The organism is Microcoleus sp. FACHB-672, assembly GCF_014695725.1.
Classification (GTDB): Bacteria; Cyanobacteriota; Cyanobacteriia; order Cyanobacteriales; family Oscillatoriaceae; genus FACHB-68.
Genome location: NZ_JACJOU010000022.1, coordinates 248,081 through 264,423, shown reverse-complemented (window position 1 = coordinate 264,423; position 16,343 = coordinate 248,081). Strand labels below are relative to the sequence as shown.

The following is a 16,343-nucleotide window of genomic DNA, read 5'->3' as shown; positions in this document are numbered from 1 at the left end:
ACTATCGAACCGTTTCAATCCCTGATAGGGATTCAAGTGAATTTCAAGGCCAAGAACACTGATCGGTGATTTTAACCTTGCTGTTTCAATCCCTGATAGGGATTCAAGTGAATTTCAAGGTAACAACCGGCCAACCGTGATCAATGTGCTTTTTGTTTCAATCCCTGATAGGGATTCAAGTGAATTTCAAGTTTTAGAGGCTCACGCAACCCGTCAAATAGCAACACAAGGGTTTCAATCCCTGATAGGGATTCAAGTGAATTTCAAGTTCAATAATTTGCGCCGCACCCACGGGATTTAATTTGTTTCAATCCCTGATAGGGATTCAAGTGAATTTCAAGGTCCTACACCTAGCTTGAAGTCTTCACCAGTTGATGTTTCAATCCCTGATAGGGATTCAAGTGAATTTCAAGAATTATGAAGCTTGCAACTGAGCTAGAAAGCAATAAGTTTCAATCCCTGATAGGGATTCAAGTGAATTTCAAGGCGATGACCATGTGCAAATCCAAGGATGGTTTCAGTTTCAATCCCTGATAGGGATTCAAGTGAATTTCAAGCCTCTATCCGCTCCAAGGAAATGGCAAGCGTGTCAGTTTCAATCCCTGATAGGGATTCAAGTGAATTTCAAGCTTCTATCATGACCGACAAGGCAAGAAGTACGAAGTTTCAATCCCTGATAGGGATTCAAGTGAATTTCAAGGTTAGGAATAGAACGAGGGACAATAGGAGCAGCTAAGTTTCAATCCCTGATAGGGATTCAAGTGAATTTCAAGCGCAGATTTCGGGAACATTCTACGAGTGATTCTTGTTTCAATCCCTGATAGGGATTCAAGTGAATTTCAAGTAAGAGATCACCACCGGGGACAGATTCAGCAGCAAAGGTTTCAATCCCTGATAGGGATTCAAGTGAATTTCAAGGCCAACACCGAAAGCTGAACGGGCAATGAAAGCAGTTTCAATCCCTGATAGGGATTCAAGTGAATTTCAAGTTTAGAGCGGCTAGTTGATAAAGGGATTAATGATGTTTCAATCCCTGATAGGGATTCAAGTGAATTTCAAGTTTAATCTGGTTTGTCCGTCGCCTTTAATTCATCAGTGCCGTTTCAATCCCTGATAGGGATTCAAGTGAATTTCAAGGCAGCCATCCTTATATCAAATTTGCGGTCAGACCAGTTTCAATCCCTGATAGGGATTCAAGTGAATTTCAAGCTACCTAGCTTGTCACGATACACGGGCAGACACGTTGTTTCAATCCCTGATAGGGATTCAAGTGAATTTCAAGTCAATCAGCATGAAAACGTAAGCGCAGATTTTTAAGGTTTCAATCCCTGATAGGGATTCAAGTGAATTTCAAGGTGGTTAAAATTTATAAACTTATCCCAGGAAAAATGTCGTGTTTCAATCCCTGATAGGGATTCAAGTGAATTTCAAGCTGTTAGGTTGTGTAACTTCAAAACTCTTAATATGTTTCAATCCCTGATAGGGATTCAAGTGAATTTCAAGCCTGCCGAACCGATGGAGAGAATTGATAAAGATTTCTGGTTTCAATCCCTGATAGGGATTCAAGTGAATTTCAAGCTTTAAACTCTGTATTAACCATTTCACACCAATTAATGTTTCAATCCCTGATAGGGATTCAAGTGAATTTCAAGTCTGAAAAGCAGAGAGGGCTGTATATACAGCTGTGTAGTTTCAATCCCTGATAGGGATTCAAGTGAATTTCAAGGTTTACCTGTCTTTGTTTTGCGAGGCCATCTACGTTTCAATCCCTGATAGGGATTCAAGTGAATTTCAAGCCCAGCAGATAAGAACGCTATCTGCTATGTTGAACCGTTTCAATCCCTGATAGGGATTCAAGTGAATTTCAAGCCGTGTGGCAATCTCTCAACAGGGGGGGGGAGTGTGTTTCAATCCCTGATAGGGATTCAAGTGAATTTCAAGCCCTAAAAATCGGGGTATGTTATTAACAGAAGGAGTTTCAATCCCTGATAGGGATTCAAGTGAATTTCAAGTTTAGAATGTGGCTCATAAATATGATTATCTAGCTCTGAAAGTTGTTTCAATCCCTGATAGGGATTCAAGTGAATTTCAAGTATGCTTAAACCCTTGGCTTGATTGCCATAAATCGTTTCAATCCCTGATAGGGATTCAAGTGAATTTCAAGCTGAGTACATCATAATAGCAATTGCTAACTGATAGGTTTCAATCCCTGATAGGGATTCAAGTGAATTTCAAGCCACCCTCAATCAACCACTAACTACTAAGTACAGGTTTCAATCCCTGATAGGGATTCAAGTGAATTTCAAGACAAGGCTTTCAGGAATTGATATGTTAGTACAAAAAGCACGTTTCAATCCCTGATAGGGATTCAAGTGAATTTCAAGCCAAGCTAAAGAAGCAGCCGGGGAGGGCGAGAGATGTTTCAATCCCTGATAGGGATTCAAGTGAATTTCAAGCAGAAGTTTTTTTAGGCAGCTACTTAATTAACACGCGTTTCAATCCCTGATAGGGATTCAAGTGAATTTCAAGTATTGTTCGCTGTAGACAGGATGTGTCATTATTAATGTCTGTTTCAATCCCTGATAGGGATTCAAGTGAATTTCAAGGCTCTATCGGACTTTGAGCCATAACCTGAAATGCGTTTCAATCCCTGATAGGGATTCAAGTGAATTTCAAGGCAAGGAACTCACTGCTGAACAGATTGCCCAGTTTGTTTCAATCCCTGATAGGGATTCAAGTGAATTTCAAGCTGATAGCTTTCGCCGGCAGGGGCAGAACATCATAAACGTTTCAATCCCTGATAGGGATTCAAGTGAATTTCAAGCCGATGTTACAAAAGTTTGATTATTCAGTAAAGCAGATTCGTTTCAATCCCTGATAGGGATTCAAGTGAATTTCAAGGGTTACAGGTGAAAGACAGGACAGCGATAGGATTGAGTTTCAATCCCTGATAGGGATTCAAGTGAATTTCAAGGTTAGCTACCTTTAAATAACCAGTTGCCGAAGAGAGTTTCAATCCCTGATAGGGATTCAAGTGAATTTCAAGGATGGGGGTGAAGCCGGCCATCTTTGCCCCAACATCGGTTTCAATCCCTGATAGGGATTCAAGTGAATTTCAAGACAGGGCCAAGCGCTAGAGTCCCGCTCCATCCAACTCGTTTCAATCCCTGATAGGGATTCAAGTGAATTTCAAGGCGGTCTTGTCCATTTAGAACTATCCCGTGCCCTCCATCCAACTCGTTTCAATCCCTGATAGGGATTCAAGTGAATTTCAAGTCATACTCCTGGGCTGCGAGTTCCGCATCGAAATGCTTTGTTTCAATCCCTGATAGGGATTCAAGTGAATTTCAAGGTGATAGCTGGTCGTGAAGGTGTGCTTCTTAGATGTTTCAATCCCTGATAGGGATTCAAGTGAATTTCAAGTCAAGGGTTCAGGAACTATCAAGTTGCAACTGAAGGTTTCAATCCCTGATAGGGATTCAAGTGAATTTCAAGTTACATAGCTTTTTATGTAACTAACAAGCACTTACGTTTCAATCCCTGATAGGGATTCAAGTGAATTTCAAGGGTTGAGCGTTGTCTTTTTAGTTTGTCAATTTCTTGTTTCAATCCCTGATAGGGATTCAAGTGAATTTCAAGACTTGTCCTAAAGGTGAGTGGATTGATGGGGGCGAATTTCCTCCTGTTTCAATCCCTGATAGGGATTCAAGTGAATTTCAAGTTACGCTCATCTCACTCCGGTTGTTTCTAGTCTTGTTTCAATCCCTGATAGGGATTCAAGTGAATTTCAAGCTGGTTTTTAAAGCCTCACCTCCAATACTTGCAAGTTTCAATCCCTGATAGGGATTCAAGTGAATTTCAAGTCGGTGCGCTGTACGGCGATAACCTGCTGGCCATCTGTTTCAATCCCTGATAGGGATTCAAGTGAATTTCAAGCTAATATCTACCCATACCTGATATTGAAGTTTTCCGTTTCAATCCCTGATAGGGATTCAAGTGAATTTCAAGAGCAGTTACCAGATTGGGACAAAGACGAAGTTTTCGTTTCAATCCCTGATAGGGATTCAAGTGAATTTCAAGCTGAAAAGTAGAAAGGGCTGTATATAGAAAACCTGTAGTTTCAATCCCTGATAGGGATTCAAGTGAATTTCAAGGATTTTAATAGTTTTACGGCAAGGATTTCCTTCTCTATCGTTTCAATCCCTGATAGGGATTCAAGTGAATTTCAAGGAGCAAGCTATGCTCTTGCCGTTTTGAAGGATTAGTTTCAATCCCTGATAGGGATTCAAGTGAATTTCAAGTCCTAAAAGAACACGAAAAAAAGAAAGATGACGGAAGTTTCAATCCCTGATAGGGATTCAAGTGAATTTCAAGTTTCATATAAGCTAAACCTATAGGGTTACAGCTGCCGTTTCAATCCCTGATAGGGATTCAAGTGAATTTCAAGGAAACAGCATTAGGCACAGGCTGAACCGATGCAGGTTTCAATCCCTGATAGGGATTCAAGTGAATTTCAAGCCGCTCAAAAGCAAAGGCTCTCAACCGGGGAGAGCCTTGTTTCAATCCCTGATAGGGATTCAAGTGAATTTCAAGCCCACCAAATCACAGAACACACACGCAGCATTGTTGTTTCAATCCCTGATAGGGATTCAAGTGAATTTCAAGCGCGGGTGGGCGCGTTGTTCCTGGCGTCCTTCCCGGAACTTGTTTCAATCCCTGATAGGGATTCAAGTGAATTTCAAGCCCCTAATAATGAACTGAGATTTCGTGCTAGATTTCGTTTCAATCCCTGATAGGGATTCAAGTGAATTTCAAGCAGCCGAGCGCAGTTCAAACGCTCTTTTACTCTGGTTTCAATCCCTGATAGGGATTCAAGTGAATTTCAAGTAATCCAGCAGCGCTCTGTGTGGCTAGAGCACAAGCGCTACTTCCCGTTTCAATCCCTGATAGGGATTCAAGTGAATTTCAAGTTCAATAAAATCTTTGATTCGGTTGCCGGCATCCTTGTTTCAATCCCTGATAGGGATTCAAGTGAATTTCAAGGGCGCGAGTCTGAAAACCCTGCTGTATTTAGTTTTCAAGGTGCGGTTGCGTGAATCGTCTTTATCATAATTTATCAACCCGATTTGCGTCAACAAAATCATCACCGGCACTCAGCTAAAACCTCATACTAATAAGGATTGCAGCGATTGCGCGAATCGGCTGAGGGCAATGAGTGCCCTCAAACCCTTACCGGATAGGAACTCAGCTTGGATTTTCCACCCGATCTCTGCTAAACACCAACCCATCCGCGCAATTATCTCAAGCAAAAAACACAGTTGTATCCCTCACCGGCTCGCCCCCGATCCTTTCCACCTTGCCGGCACAGCAAGCGCACAGAAAATAAAATCGAATATTATCTTCCGGTGCCTTAATCAACTTAGCTAAACGCGAACGCAGCCTAGCATACTGTGTCTCCGTCAGATCACACTCAAAAATTGAATACTGAACCCATTGCCCGTAAGACTTCAGCACCTTGTGGATTTTGGTGCGCCGCTTATCCTCAGAAACATCATAGGAGACTAGAACAAACACAGCCCCTCACCCCCTACTTCAACATCAGTGGCGGATACTTCTCAATCTCTCCCATCAGGTACTTCGCCAGTAAGCGAGATTGAATTTCAAACGCCTCTCGATAAGTACACTGGTAAGCCATCACCGGATGCTTAAATTTCGATTGTTTCTTTTGTTCATACAGGCGCAAAAACGTCCGCAACCCTTCAGGCGTCAGAGAAACTGCCCCACTCAGCGGTTCAACGGTAAAATCATTGGGGGAAATCACACGCTTGTTGATCGCACCCAGCACCACCCCATCCACCACCGGCCTAAATTCTTCCATCAAATCTAGCGCCAAAGAGGGACGCCCATAGCGTTCGACGTGCAAATATCCCAAATACGGATCAAACCCAACAATATTCACCGCCCCCTGCACATCGTGGCGCAGCAAAGCATATCCCAAACTCAACAGGGAATTCACCGGATCAGTGGGAGGGCGGCGGCGTCGCGCTTCAAAACTGAACCCATCCGCCCGGATCAGCCGGTTAAAACAGCCAAAATACGCGGCGCTGCCGGCACCTTCTAACCCCCGTAAGGAATTAATCGAATCGGTTTTATTAATCGGTGCGATCGCTGTTTCTATCCGCTCAATTCCCTTACTCAAATCCAAAGTAGAATTTTCTCGCTGGGATCTCAGCAAAACATGGCGATAATTTTTCAACTTTCCCCGCACAAATGCCCGCACCGCCTGAATTGCTTTTTCCGACTCTCCCGCAGCCTGCCACTGCGCTTTTCTAACAAAAATATTCTTCGTCACTTCCGGTTCCAGCCGGCCTAAATAACGTCCGCTCCTGGTCATATAAGAAAGCGGAATATGCCGTTGCAACAATTCTATTATCGCTGCCGGTGAAATTGTCGCCCGTCCCAAAATCACCACCCCATCAACCTTAATTAGCGGTACATCCTGTAGGATTTCCTTATTCAATTTCACGCACAACCGCTCATCAACCTTAGCGATAAACACATCTTCTTTCGTAATGTAGAGCGTTCCCATGACTTCCTCCTTTTTTATTAACTCACTTCCTGATACCGGCTCACCTTCGCCACCGCTTGAGGCAAACATTGCTGATACAAACTGCATCCCTTGCAGCGCTGGGAGTAAACTGCCGGTGGCATTGTGTCGGTTTCCAACAATTGCCGCACCGCCTCAATCGTTTCCACCGTCATTTTTCGCATTTCTTCCGTAATTTCCACCGGCACCCTTTGATGGGAGTGCGTGTAGTAAACATACCCCCGTTCAACCGTCTTGCCGGTCATTTCTTCCAAACACAAAGCTTGAGCGCAAACTTGCAATTCATCATTTTCCCAATCGCCGGTTTGCCCGCGTTTGTACTCCACCGGATAAAAGCAACCCTCACTTTCTTCAATCAAATCTGCCTTACCAATTAACTGATAGCGTTCTGATTTCAACCAAATTGCTCGCACTTGCCAAACTTCCTGCCGGTGTCCCTCTCCCAGGGTGTGAACTCGCTGATGTAAACTCGTTCCTTCAATCGTGTAATGGTTATCAATAAATTCGCCGGCGCAAAACATTCGCCAGCAGCGATGAGCGCAGTAGCTAAATTGATTCAGCGCTGCAATTGGAATTTCATTCAAATCATTCATAATTAATCGTTCCCTAATAGACGTTGGTTATCGCCTACCCTAGGGGCGTACTTTTGCGTGTACCCCTACCCGACGGATCATTCCCATTCCCATCGGCGTTTTTCGCCCAATTCCGCAATAAAGTGCAAAATCTGCAAGCGCATTAATTTGCTTAATCGCTTGCGGTTCTACATCCCCTAAAATTCGATAGCTAATTTCTCCGAGACAGCCGATAAATTTACTCCGAGAATCCGCAACCATTTCTGTCCGAATATCGAAAAAACTCGGAAAAACGTTTTCCAAAAATTCCCCAGAAAACTCAATGCCACTGTACTTATTCCAGCGGTGTAAAAGACTACCAAAAACACATTCTCGCGTCGGTAAAGCAGAATCATACTGTCCTTGACGGAAGCCGGCTGGGGAACAAATTGTCAGGGCAATTTGGCGATCTACCTCAGATGCTTGCTCGTATAATTGAGCGTAGGTAGTCGCATTTGCCCAAGGCTGAGAAGATCGGGGAGTACCGAGGATGCCGGTGATCTGTAAATCTGCCGGTCCCAGGTGCCAAGGTTGTTGAGGATTAAGATTTAGCCACAAGGGAGTCAGCCGGCTAAATAAAGTATCATCTAATAGGGAAACACGCCACCAACAAGGAGTGCCGGCGGGAATGGGTTTATGATATTCCCATTCCAGAGAAGAAATCCCGTGAGATAATCGCTGGTGTCCGTTAATTTGCAAAGGACTGAGGGTGAAAGCTTTTTCACTTTTTTCGTTGTGCAAACTGTCACCAAGCTGTTGATCGACAGCGCTAACAAGCGTAAGAAATAGGGCGTGCAGGTGCCTGCCTGTGAGGAATTGCGGGGAAATCGGTGATTGAGGAAGTAAGTTCAGAACAAGACTGTGAGGCATATTAATCTATCTTCTTTGAAGTGCAGTAGGTTGGGTAGAGAAACCCAACCCACACGATTAAGCTGTAAAGCGATATTCCATGAGTGCCGGCAGTTTTAGCTTGTCATTAAAGCGGTAAAAATATCCCCGCATTCTGACATTTTGAATTAAACTAACCGGCGGCATATTCACAGTGTCGTAAGTCAAAACTTGATGAGAAAACATCACATCCAGGGGATTGAGCGGAAAAGAAAAGGAAAAATTTTCTTCAGATTTTGAGGCATTCACCTCTTGTGTTTCCTCAACTTTCACTTCTGCCTTACTCGCCCACTTTCCCAACCGAATCCAGCGACGGAATTTCAGAGGTTTTTGCCGGCTGATGACAAAAAACTCAAACTTGCTCTCCGCTGCAATTTCTTTTGCACGTCCAAAACTCGGAATATTCTTCTGAGTTTTTTCCATCTCAACATGATAGTTATTGTTGGCATATTTCCAGGTATGCAAAACTGCCGTATGGTTAAGAGAACGAGCGGGAGTGATATAAATGCCGGCTTGATTCAGCGGAGTCAAGTGTTCCTGATATTTGGGAACTTGTTCTGGGCAAAAATAGCGATAAGAATGTTCTTCAGCAACAGTAGTCGCGTAGGTTTCGCTATCGACAATTCCCAGCGCATAGCACAGCGCGTAGTTGTGAATCACCGGCTCGGTTTCATAAAGCCGGCCAATTTCACGAGTGGCAAAGTAAAGGCTGTCGTGAAGTTCTAATTGACATCGGTAAATAAAAGCCATCTTTGTTACCTTCACTTCCCTGGTTTGCCAGCCTTTGTTTTCTCCCCTTCAGGCTTTTGCTTGATATGTTTTTTCGCATAAGCTTTAGCTTCTTCATCGGCTTTTTGCAAAATCGCTTGAACGCCGGCTTCACTGCCGGTGAGCGCTTTCACTTCATTTAACAGAGGAGAAAATTGCTCTCCCAAAAAATCTGTATGCACAATAAATTCCTCAGACATTAAGGTTTGAATTGTATTTCTGGCAGCAGCTATCGCATCATCTTCATTCAGCGGATCGGCAGAGTTGATTTTTGCTTCACTTTGCAACTGATCGTAAATTGCCTGAGTCCAGCGCAGGTTACTTGTAATTTCCCCATCCGAAAAAATAACTCCTACCAATTCATTTCGCACACGACCTGTCCGGGTTGTTTGTGCGCCATAATGACGAGTGCGAAGAATGTTGTTGAAAACATATAAAAAGCCAGCTTCGGTTGGATCTTTTAGAGTGACAATGCTGGGAAAGAAAACTTGAGGTTTAATGTGATCTTGCTGGTTAATTCGGCTAGTTACTTCACCGATTTTTGAATCTCCTTCCCCTTTAGATGCCATTGTCCCATTTTCATAAGGGGCATTGAGCGTAAAAGTTTCGTGCGATTCATCAAAACCTGTGATTGAAAACGCTGTATCAACAACCACCTTAGATTTCTCAGAACCAGAGTCACCAATGGCAAACCCGTAAATAATGCAATCGGGATTATTCATAGCGAATTTAACATTATATTCGCAGTCTTCGGCTGTCATCAAGCCGTAATTACGCAACAATTCCCGACCGACTAAACGCTCTGGCGTGGATTGTTTCCGCTTAAACATGGTGAGCCGGCTGATAGGTTTGGCTTCTTGAATGCCGGCACGCACTCGCGCTTTATTTAATTCACCGTCCGTTTGAAACAGCGGGTAAGATTCTGTGACGCGCACAGTCAAGAAGTGAGCGTATTTTCCCATTGGTTTGTAGGGAATTTCGACATGAAAAGCTTTAGAATCAACAGTTTTTAGCAAAGCCATAATTTACCTCTAATGAATTGATATTTTTTGAGTAAAAATTTTCAAGCGTGTTCTTTGGATAGAGACACCGCATTGCTGCATCTCTACTATTCCTCTGTTGCCTCGGATTCTTCCTCGGCATTTTTGTTGCCGTGCACTTTATTCTCTCTATCGTTCTCCAAACGATATAAAAATTCGCACGTATCTTTGTACAAGTTAAGCTGACGGCCAGCTAAACGAGCGCGATCGCCGGCAAAGGCTTGCTCAAACACATCCACAACGAAGTAGCGAGCAAAGTCTAAAATCGCTTCGCGTTCTTCCTCTCGGTTGCTTATCGCCGCAAAGCCTTCCGCACGCGAAGCGCGCACGCGATCCATTAACTTAAATACTTCTGCCGCAACTACATGAACTAATGCCTCGCCTTCAAAACTTGGATCGGCTTTGAGAAGGGTCTCTGCGGCCACATCTATCGGTTTTAAAACCGCATTTGCCTTGGGATTGTAGCGCTTATTAGCACGGTAAAATAGACGATATAGTTCCGTCAATTTTTTCGGATGGTTCATGCTGGATTTCACCTCATTTTTTACCTTTAACTTTGCATCTTTTTTGTCCAATTCAACGTAAGGATCGAAACAAGGATAAAAGCGATGGGCATAGAGTTTGATTTTCTCAATCCGAGCCGTTTCAACTCCTTGATTGCGAACCCATCGATTTAGATACGCAAAAACGTAAAGCGGACTGGTTTCAAGATCCTTAGCCAGTTCAGAAAATTTCCCCCAGTTAGGGTCATAACCAGTTTTCCCCTGGCGAGCGTTGACATCCAGATGAATAGCATAAGCAGCAGTGAGAACATTTAAAGGTGCCGGGTATTGTCTATCGCCATCTGTCCAGCCTTCAAGAATGTAATCTAAACGGAACCGCTCACCTTTTATCAGAACTTTGAAGGCTTGGGGCGCACTGTCAAGAAATACACTTTCCTCGAATTCAGAACCATCATTAAACGGCGGAATTGGCGATTCAGAAACTACAGTTTTTACATCTAGAATCATCGGAAAAGCAAAGGCTAACCAAGCCGGCATCACCCAAGATTCTGTATCCGTTCCATCTCGTCCCGGAGGCATTGCCATGAAATAGAAGGTCAAAGGCTGGTCTTCTGGGTAGGAGAGTTTAAAAGTACGGTCTTTGCTGGGATCTATTTTTTCATCAATGATAAAGCCATCGACTCTTTGATAATGGTGTTTTTCAAAATTAGCCTGCAAATCCTTGCTGATAAAGTGATTGCGAAGCTTTGTATCAAACCGAGTTTGGGCAATATTTTGGTAGGCTTTTTGCAGAAATTTGTTAGTTTCTGGAGTGAAGTAATAGGTGGGATAAAAGTAGAGATAGCGGTACTTACTATCTTCAAATTTTTTGCCCACTGCCTGAGTTTGGTTCATCAAAATTTGCCTCAGCATCATTTCAATGCCGGCAATGCTGGAGATATTGCGTTTCGCGTTCGATCCTCGCAGCGTTTGTTTATTGGTATAAACTTGCGGAGTGAACAAAACCGATGATTCCATTTGCTCGGTAACCGTGTACGGGGAATGAGAAATTGAGCAAATTAACTGTCGTCCCCGTCCAGATTTTTTGGCAGCTTGATAGAAGGCTAGCTCATTCAGAAATATCTCTGCCAGCAAAGTATTTAATTCTGCTTTTCCCAGAAGCATCACGACTCGCTCTACCCAGTGGCGCAAGTCATCCCAACCATCCGGCAATTGATACGATGAGACAAGCGGTGCAATAAGCTGTGCGACATGGGTGATCGTGGGTTCGCAAATCTCCCGCACATCATCTACCCCTGGATGCTGTTCGAGATATTTTGCTGCCAGGTAATACCATTCGTAAGGAACGCCGCCGGTATTGCCTTTGAGTTTTTGTTCCTTCAGGCTTTCGTTAATTCGCTGAATTTCTCGAATTTGGGGTAAGTATTCTGAGAGATTCCAGAAATTAGCAATTTCAACAACTAAATCTAGGTCGGGGAGTTTAGATAACTTTTTATCTTGCTTGCAAGCAGTTTCGATTTTATTGACTCGTTCTCCCCAAATCTTCCGGCTCAATAAGTCGCCAAATTCTGCGATTTGATCGATGCGGATGTCATCAGTAAAAGAAAAATCGTAATCTGCCGGCAAAACCCCCATTTGTTGGAATTTTATCAAGTTTTCGCTACGGCTTTCCGCAACCGAATCTTTTTTAGGATTGAGAATTCGCAAAGTTGCATCTAACGCCACTTGCATTAAATCTGCGTCATCAAAAAACAAGCTGTAGTATTCGGCATATTTCATGCCTTTCCCATCCCTGCCGAAGCCGGTTTGCCGTCGCTGTAACTGACCAGCACATAATTGCTTAATCTTGCTTACCACTCTTTCTGGTAAGGTTTCCACCGGCACCGGCGGCGCGTCTTTTCTCGCTAAATAAATCACACCAGTTGTTAAAAACAGCAAAGGCTCGTAGTAAGTGCAATCATTAGAATTTAAATCGGTGTGAGCTTCCATCAAGGCATTATTCACGACATTTGTCAGGACGCCTCGATTTTCTGCAATGCTGTGATAAGTAAATTTCAATTTGCCATCACTTAACGCGTGAATTAGTTCGTACAATCGGGTGTTTTCTGCATCTTGTGGGTGCTTGATAATAGAGGCAAGAGAATCAGCCAAGCAAGTTAAATTGCAAAGGCATACAAGCGTCCGATCACTCAAAACAGGATTTAATCCAAATTCTGAAAAATTCCAGTTAGTATCCCACCGACGTTGAGCGTTGTAAGCCAGACAGAGTAAATCGTCAAGATAGTTTTTGTAGGCTGCGGTATCGTCAGGGTTGATGAAGCTATCTAAACCTAATTGCTGCACCTTTTCATCAATTATTTGCCGATGCTGTTCAATCGAAAGCTGCCGGCAATTGTCTGGGACGCCTGGGAATTTCTCAAAATCATGCAAAATAAATCCCGCAACCAAGAGCCGGCGTTCTCGCTCTCGCACCACCCGCCGCACAGTGGTATCCATTTTTTCCAAGCGTTGCTCAATTAAATTGGCAGGAAATAACCCATTCAGCAAGTGAGTATTGAGAGATTGATCCGCAGCATTATCCCGTCTGACTTTATCTTTCCCTTCTGCTTCACGCTGGCGATCTAGCTCATCAAAAAACTTACCACCTTTGGCAGTTACACCAATCGCAACTCGCAGCAAATTTGGCAATACATATTCTGCAAAGTCTGTCATTACCGGATCATCAGGATTTTGCGCCTGAATAGCTTCCCGCAAGAGTTGCAGAGTTAGTAACTCAGTCCGAGCCGGTTCAACCGTGCGCTCTGAGGGTTCACCAAACCCATCATCTTCATTTTCATCGGGTGTCCAGTTATCTTCTGATTCCTCGGCTAGATTATTATCTATTTCTGGGTCTTGATCGAACAAAGATAGCTGATGTACTTCTTCGTTTAATTTTTTGCTTTTTTTAGCCATTTTTAATCTCAACAAAATTTAAGTAATTAGTAATTTCTCGCGCATAGAAAGGGTATTGCTATAAAGCTTTAAAAATAGGCGATTGTCTCCCTAAATATTAAACTAAAAAACCAAAATTATAAAGAAAAGGGAAGCTATTAAAAAACAGAACGTTTGAGAACATTCAAGTTATTTTGCTAAGTGACTTAACCAGCCGTCTGCTATCAAGTTTTCCTTTATAGCGTCAGGGGGTTGAGATTACCTACGCCTGAACTTAATGCCGCAAGCTACTGATAGGCTTCCCTTTTTACCCGCTTGATGTGCGGACTCTCTAAGAAATAGAGAGTCCCAAAAAAAACTAAGCGCTTTGCTTCTGTTCTTGTGGCATTTGATATTGATACTGGTTGTGGCCAACCCGGATTGTGTGAATCATATATCCTTCCTCACGAAGTGAAAAAATAGCAGCGCTAAACCGATGAGAAACTGCCACTAGCTCAGGGACTGAGTGAGGTTGTCCGTCTGACAAAAGTTCGTGGACACGCTTTTTGATGCTCATATAGCTCTCCTTGTTAAATTCTGGACAATTTGACGCTAACACCTGCCAATTAACAGGTCAAGGAATCGCATACAGACATATTTAACCAGTCAAATCCGTCAAGACTTGATGTTCTGTGGTAAAGTTAAATCTGGACGGACTTTGACCCCAATTGAATCCCTATCAGGGATTGAAATAAATAGGTCTGGACTTAGTGGCGTAAGCTGCCACCTCTCCGTCACACTCAAATGAATCCCTATCAGGGATTGAAACTTTAAGCTATCCATATCTCACCCCCGTTGCATTTCAGCCAGCCGGCTAGCGTATCAACCAGTAGTGCCGATTGACCAAACGCGATGGAATAAGGCGCACCGGCATCGTGAATGCTGTAGTTATCGCTGATGGGATATATCTGAAAGTGCATTGGCAACCGTAGACGCGGTCGCACCTCAGTCACCGGCTTGCTGAGTGCATAACTCACAAGTCCCTGCTTTTTCAGCCGCTTATTAATGTCGTTAATCCAGTAATTTTCAGGCTGCCAAACTTGGATGCCGGTGAGCACTTGCACTTTCCACGCATCCGCCACCGGCAGCAAATCACCCGTATAAGTAAACTTCCAGTTCAACCGTTCTTGCCGGTAGGCGCGTAATTTCATAAATGCCAAACTGTACTCGTAGCGTCCCTTGGGGATGGGTTGTCCGAGGCGATCGGCTGTTTGTTCCAACAGCCGCATAAACTCTGCTTTTGTTATCACTTCAATTTCCAAATTGCTCAAAATTCCCGGTAAATCATAAGTTTTAAACCTATCTGCCTCATTCGGTTCTGTTAAATCGTAAATTCCGCACTGAAGCGAACTCGAACCCCTGAAACTAGAAGCATCCTCAGCAACGGGATTGCCGGTTTTGTTACCTGATAAATCCTGCCATTCTTCTTTCCATTGCTTAACTTTCTCTGCAACACCCCAAAGCTTTGTTTTGAAGACTTCTTCGCAAGCTTTGCGAAAGGCTAAGTGGCTATCTTTATACTGTTGCTTGATAGTCTTATGTCCTAGCTTGCTGCAAAGCAGAAGCGATTGCACCGCACCCCACCGGCCATAATATCCTTCAAAGTTATTAATCTTGCGGTACTTGTCTTCAATTTGATTGTTAAAAAATGGCCGATTGTAAGTTTCCTCTGCTTCTAAAGGTGCGTTATCTCCCAGAAATAAACGCTCTATCAAAAAGTTTGGAGCCAAAGCGTAGGCGGTGAAATTCTCAAACGTGACTTTTTCACCATTGCGTTCGTAACCCTCATGCCGGCCTAATCTGCCTAATCTTTGAATAAAGTTGCCGGCATCTGCGGATTCAAAAATCAGAAAATTTATTTTAAAATCTACCCCGACATCAATCGTACTCGTTCCTAACACTAAATCTGCCTCTAGGGAACTTGCCTTTTCTTGGCTACCCGATAAGCCGGTGTTTTCTCCAACCACCAACCCATGAGGCTTGAACAGTTCTTTAAAAAACGGAGTAAGCCGCTTCACCGCAGCAATTGAATTTAGGATAATTGCCCCTTTACTACCCGGATACTGTTGAAAATGAGCTAAAACGAGCTGGCTGTTTTCTTTCAGCCAATTTTCAGAAGCTTGAAAAGCCGGCTCTAGAGAGATGAAGTGAAGAGAAACATCCCGCAAGATTTGCCGCCAGCCGGTTTGTATTAATTGCTTGCCTTGATCGGCGGATTCTGGAAACTGATATTTCCCTTCCTTCAAGGGATCGATGTGCCGGCAGCGAAATCCAGCTATCTCTAATTTTTCGATAAGCTGATCATTGGGAGTCGCTGAAAGAAAAAGAAATTTATTTTGCCTATTTGTGTGCTTAATTAGCAGCATGGTATTAAGCACACTAGCAATTTGTGGGGCTTGGAAAATATGAAATTCATCAAAAATCAGCAAATTAAAATATTTATCAATTTTCCCCCAAAGCTTATCAGGACTGTCTTTATCCGTTAAGTAAGCGCCTTGATGCAAGTAGTGAAAAATATCTGGATTCGATAGCAAAATTTCCGATTGGCCGGCACGAGTATCAATCGCCGCTGATTTCCTCAGTCCTTCATTCTCTGCGTAAATTTCCAAATCAGCCCCACTGAGCCGGTTTACACGCGGTTCATAAGGTGATTTCAATTGTTGAATGTACCCCTGAATTTGCTTTTCCTGATCGCGGGCGAGTTCGTTTGTTGGGTAAAGCCCCATCGCATAGCAATTTTCAACCAGGGGTTTTAGATAAGCCGCAAAACTCTTACCATCGCCGGTTATCGCTGTATTAAATACCACGTCAATCGCCGGATCGCTGATCGCTTCATAGGTTTTCACTTGATGCCAGGAAAGCGAAGGCCAATTACTCGGCAGCCTCACACCCGCCGGCAGCGAGTCAGCAAGGCGAGAATAAACCGGCTTCAAAGAAATAGAGTAATCTGCCACGG

Annotated in this window: 9 protein-coding genes and 1 CRISPR repeat array (1 of these 10 cut by a window edge); all 9 genes read right to left on the bottom strand. The window is 43.5% G+C overall.

From position 1 onward, the window contains the following. A CRISPR array of direct repeats spans window positions 1-5,043; the repeat unit is 37 nt; unit sequence GTTTCAATCCCTGATAGGGATTCAAGTGAATTTCAAG; it reaches 1,968 nt to the left of the window's first position. A 258-nt stretch (window positions 5,044-5,301) separates the two neighbouring features. Beyond that, the gene (cas2, locus tag H6F56_RS18790) at window positions 5,302-5,574 is read right to left on the bottom strand and encodes a CRISPR-associated endonuclease Cas2 (protein ID WP_190671159.1); all 273 of its coding nucleotides are present in this window, start codon (window positions 5,572-5,574) and stop codon (window positions 5,302-5,304) included. Window positions 5,575-5,587: 13 nt separating this feature from the next. Further along, window positions 5,588-6,589, bottom strand: coding sequence for a type I-D CRISPR-associated endonuclease Cas1d (gene cas1d, locus H6F56_RS18785; protein ID WP_190671235.1), 1,002 nt, complete (start codon window positions 6,587-6,589; stop codon window positions 5,588-5,590). 17 nt (window positions 6,590-6,606) lie between these two features. Then, window positions 6,607-7,200, bottom strand: coding sequence for a CRISPR-associated protein Cas4 (gene cas4 / locus H6F56_RS18780; RefSeq protein WP_190671157.1), 594 nt, complete (start codon window positions 7,198-7,200; stop codon window positions 6,607-6,609). Window positions 7,201-7,239: 39 nt separating this feature from the next. Further along, window positions 7,240-8,088, bottom strand: coding sequence for a CRISPR-associated endoribonuclease Cas6 (cas6, locus tag H6F56_RS18775; protein WP_190671155.1), 849 nt, complete (start codon window positions 8,086-8,088; stop codon window positions 7,240-7,242). 57 nt (window positions 8,089-8,145) lie between these two features. Next, window positions 8,146-8,856 carry a type I-D CRISPR-associated protein Cas5/Csc1 gene (gene cas5d / locus H6F56_RS18770; RefSeq protein ID WP_190671153.1) on the bottom strand — a complete coding sequence of 237 codons (711 nt, stop codon included), beginning with the start codon at window positions 8,854-8,856 and terminating at the stop codon, window positions 8,146-8,148. 11 nt (window positions 8,857-8,867) lie between these two features. After that, the gene (gene cas7d, locus H6F56_RS18765; RefSeq protein WP_190671151.1) at window positions 8,868-9,896 is read right to left on the bottom strand and encodes a type I-D CRISPR-associated protein Cas7/Csc2; all 1,029 of its coding nucleotides are present in this window, start codon (window positions 9,894-9,896) and stop codon (window positions 8,868-8,870) included. An 86-nt stretch (window positions 9,897-9,982) separates the two neighbouring features. Next, complete coding sequence (gene cas10d / locus H6F56_RS18760) at window positions 9,983-13,369, bottom strand: type I-D CRISPR-associated protein Cas10d/Csc3 (protein ID WP_190671149.1); 3,387 nt, start codon at window positions 13,367-13,369, stop codon at window positions 9,983-9,985. Window positions 13,370-13,706: 337 nt separating this feature from the next. Beyond that, window positions 13,707-13,904 carry a hypothetical protein gene (locus tag H6F56_RS18755; protein ID WP_190671147.1) on the bottom strand — a complete coding sequence of 66 codons (198 nt, stop codon included), beginning with the start codon at window positions 13,902-13,904 and terminating at the stop codon, window positions 13,707-13,709. A gap of 253 nt (window positions 13,905-14,157) precedes the next feature. Further along, window positions 14,158-16,341 carry a type I-D CRISPR-associated helicase Cas3' gene (cas3, locus tag H6F56_RS18750; protein WP_190671145.1) on the bottom strand — a complete coding sequence of 728 codons (2,184 nt, stop codon included), beginning with the start codon at window positions 16,339-16,341 and terminating at the stop codon, window positions 14,158-14,160. Window positions 16,342-16,343 lie beyond the last annotated feature (2 nt).

Coding starts and splice junctions, on each gene's coding strand:
- cas1d (WP_190671235.1), bottom strand. CDS start 6,589: ATGGGAACGCTCTACATTACGAAAGAAGATGTGTTTATCGCTAAGGTT.
- cas4 (WP_190671157.1), bottom strand. CDS start 7,200: ATGAATGATTTGAATGAAATTCCAATTGCAGCGCTGAATCAATTTAGC.
- cas6 (WP_190671155.1), bottom strand. CDS start 8,088: ATGCCTCACAGTCTTGTTCTGAACTTACTTCCTCAATCACCGATTTCC.
- cas5d (WP_190671153.1), bottom strand. CDS start 8,856: ATGGCTTTTATTTACCGATGTCAATTAGAACTTCACGACAGCCTTTAC.
- cas7d (WP_190671151.1), bottom strand. CDS start 9,896: ATGGCTTTGCTAAAAACTGTTGATTCTAAAGCTTTTCATGTCGAAATT.
- cas10d (WP_190671149.1), bottom strand. CDS start 13,369: ATGGCTAAAAAAAGCAAAAAATTAAACGAAGAAGTACATCAGCTATCT.
- H6F56_RS18755 (WP_190671147.1), bottom strand. CDS start 13,904: ATGAGCATCAAAAAGCGTGTCCACGAACTTTTGTCAGACGGACAACCT.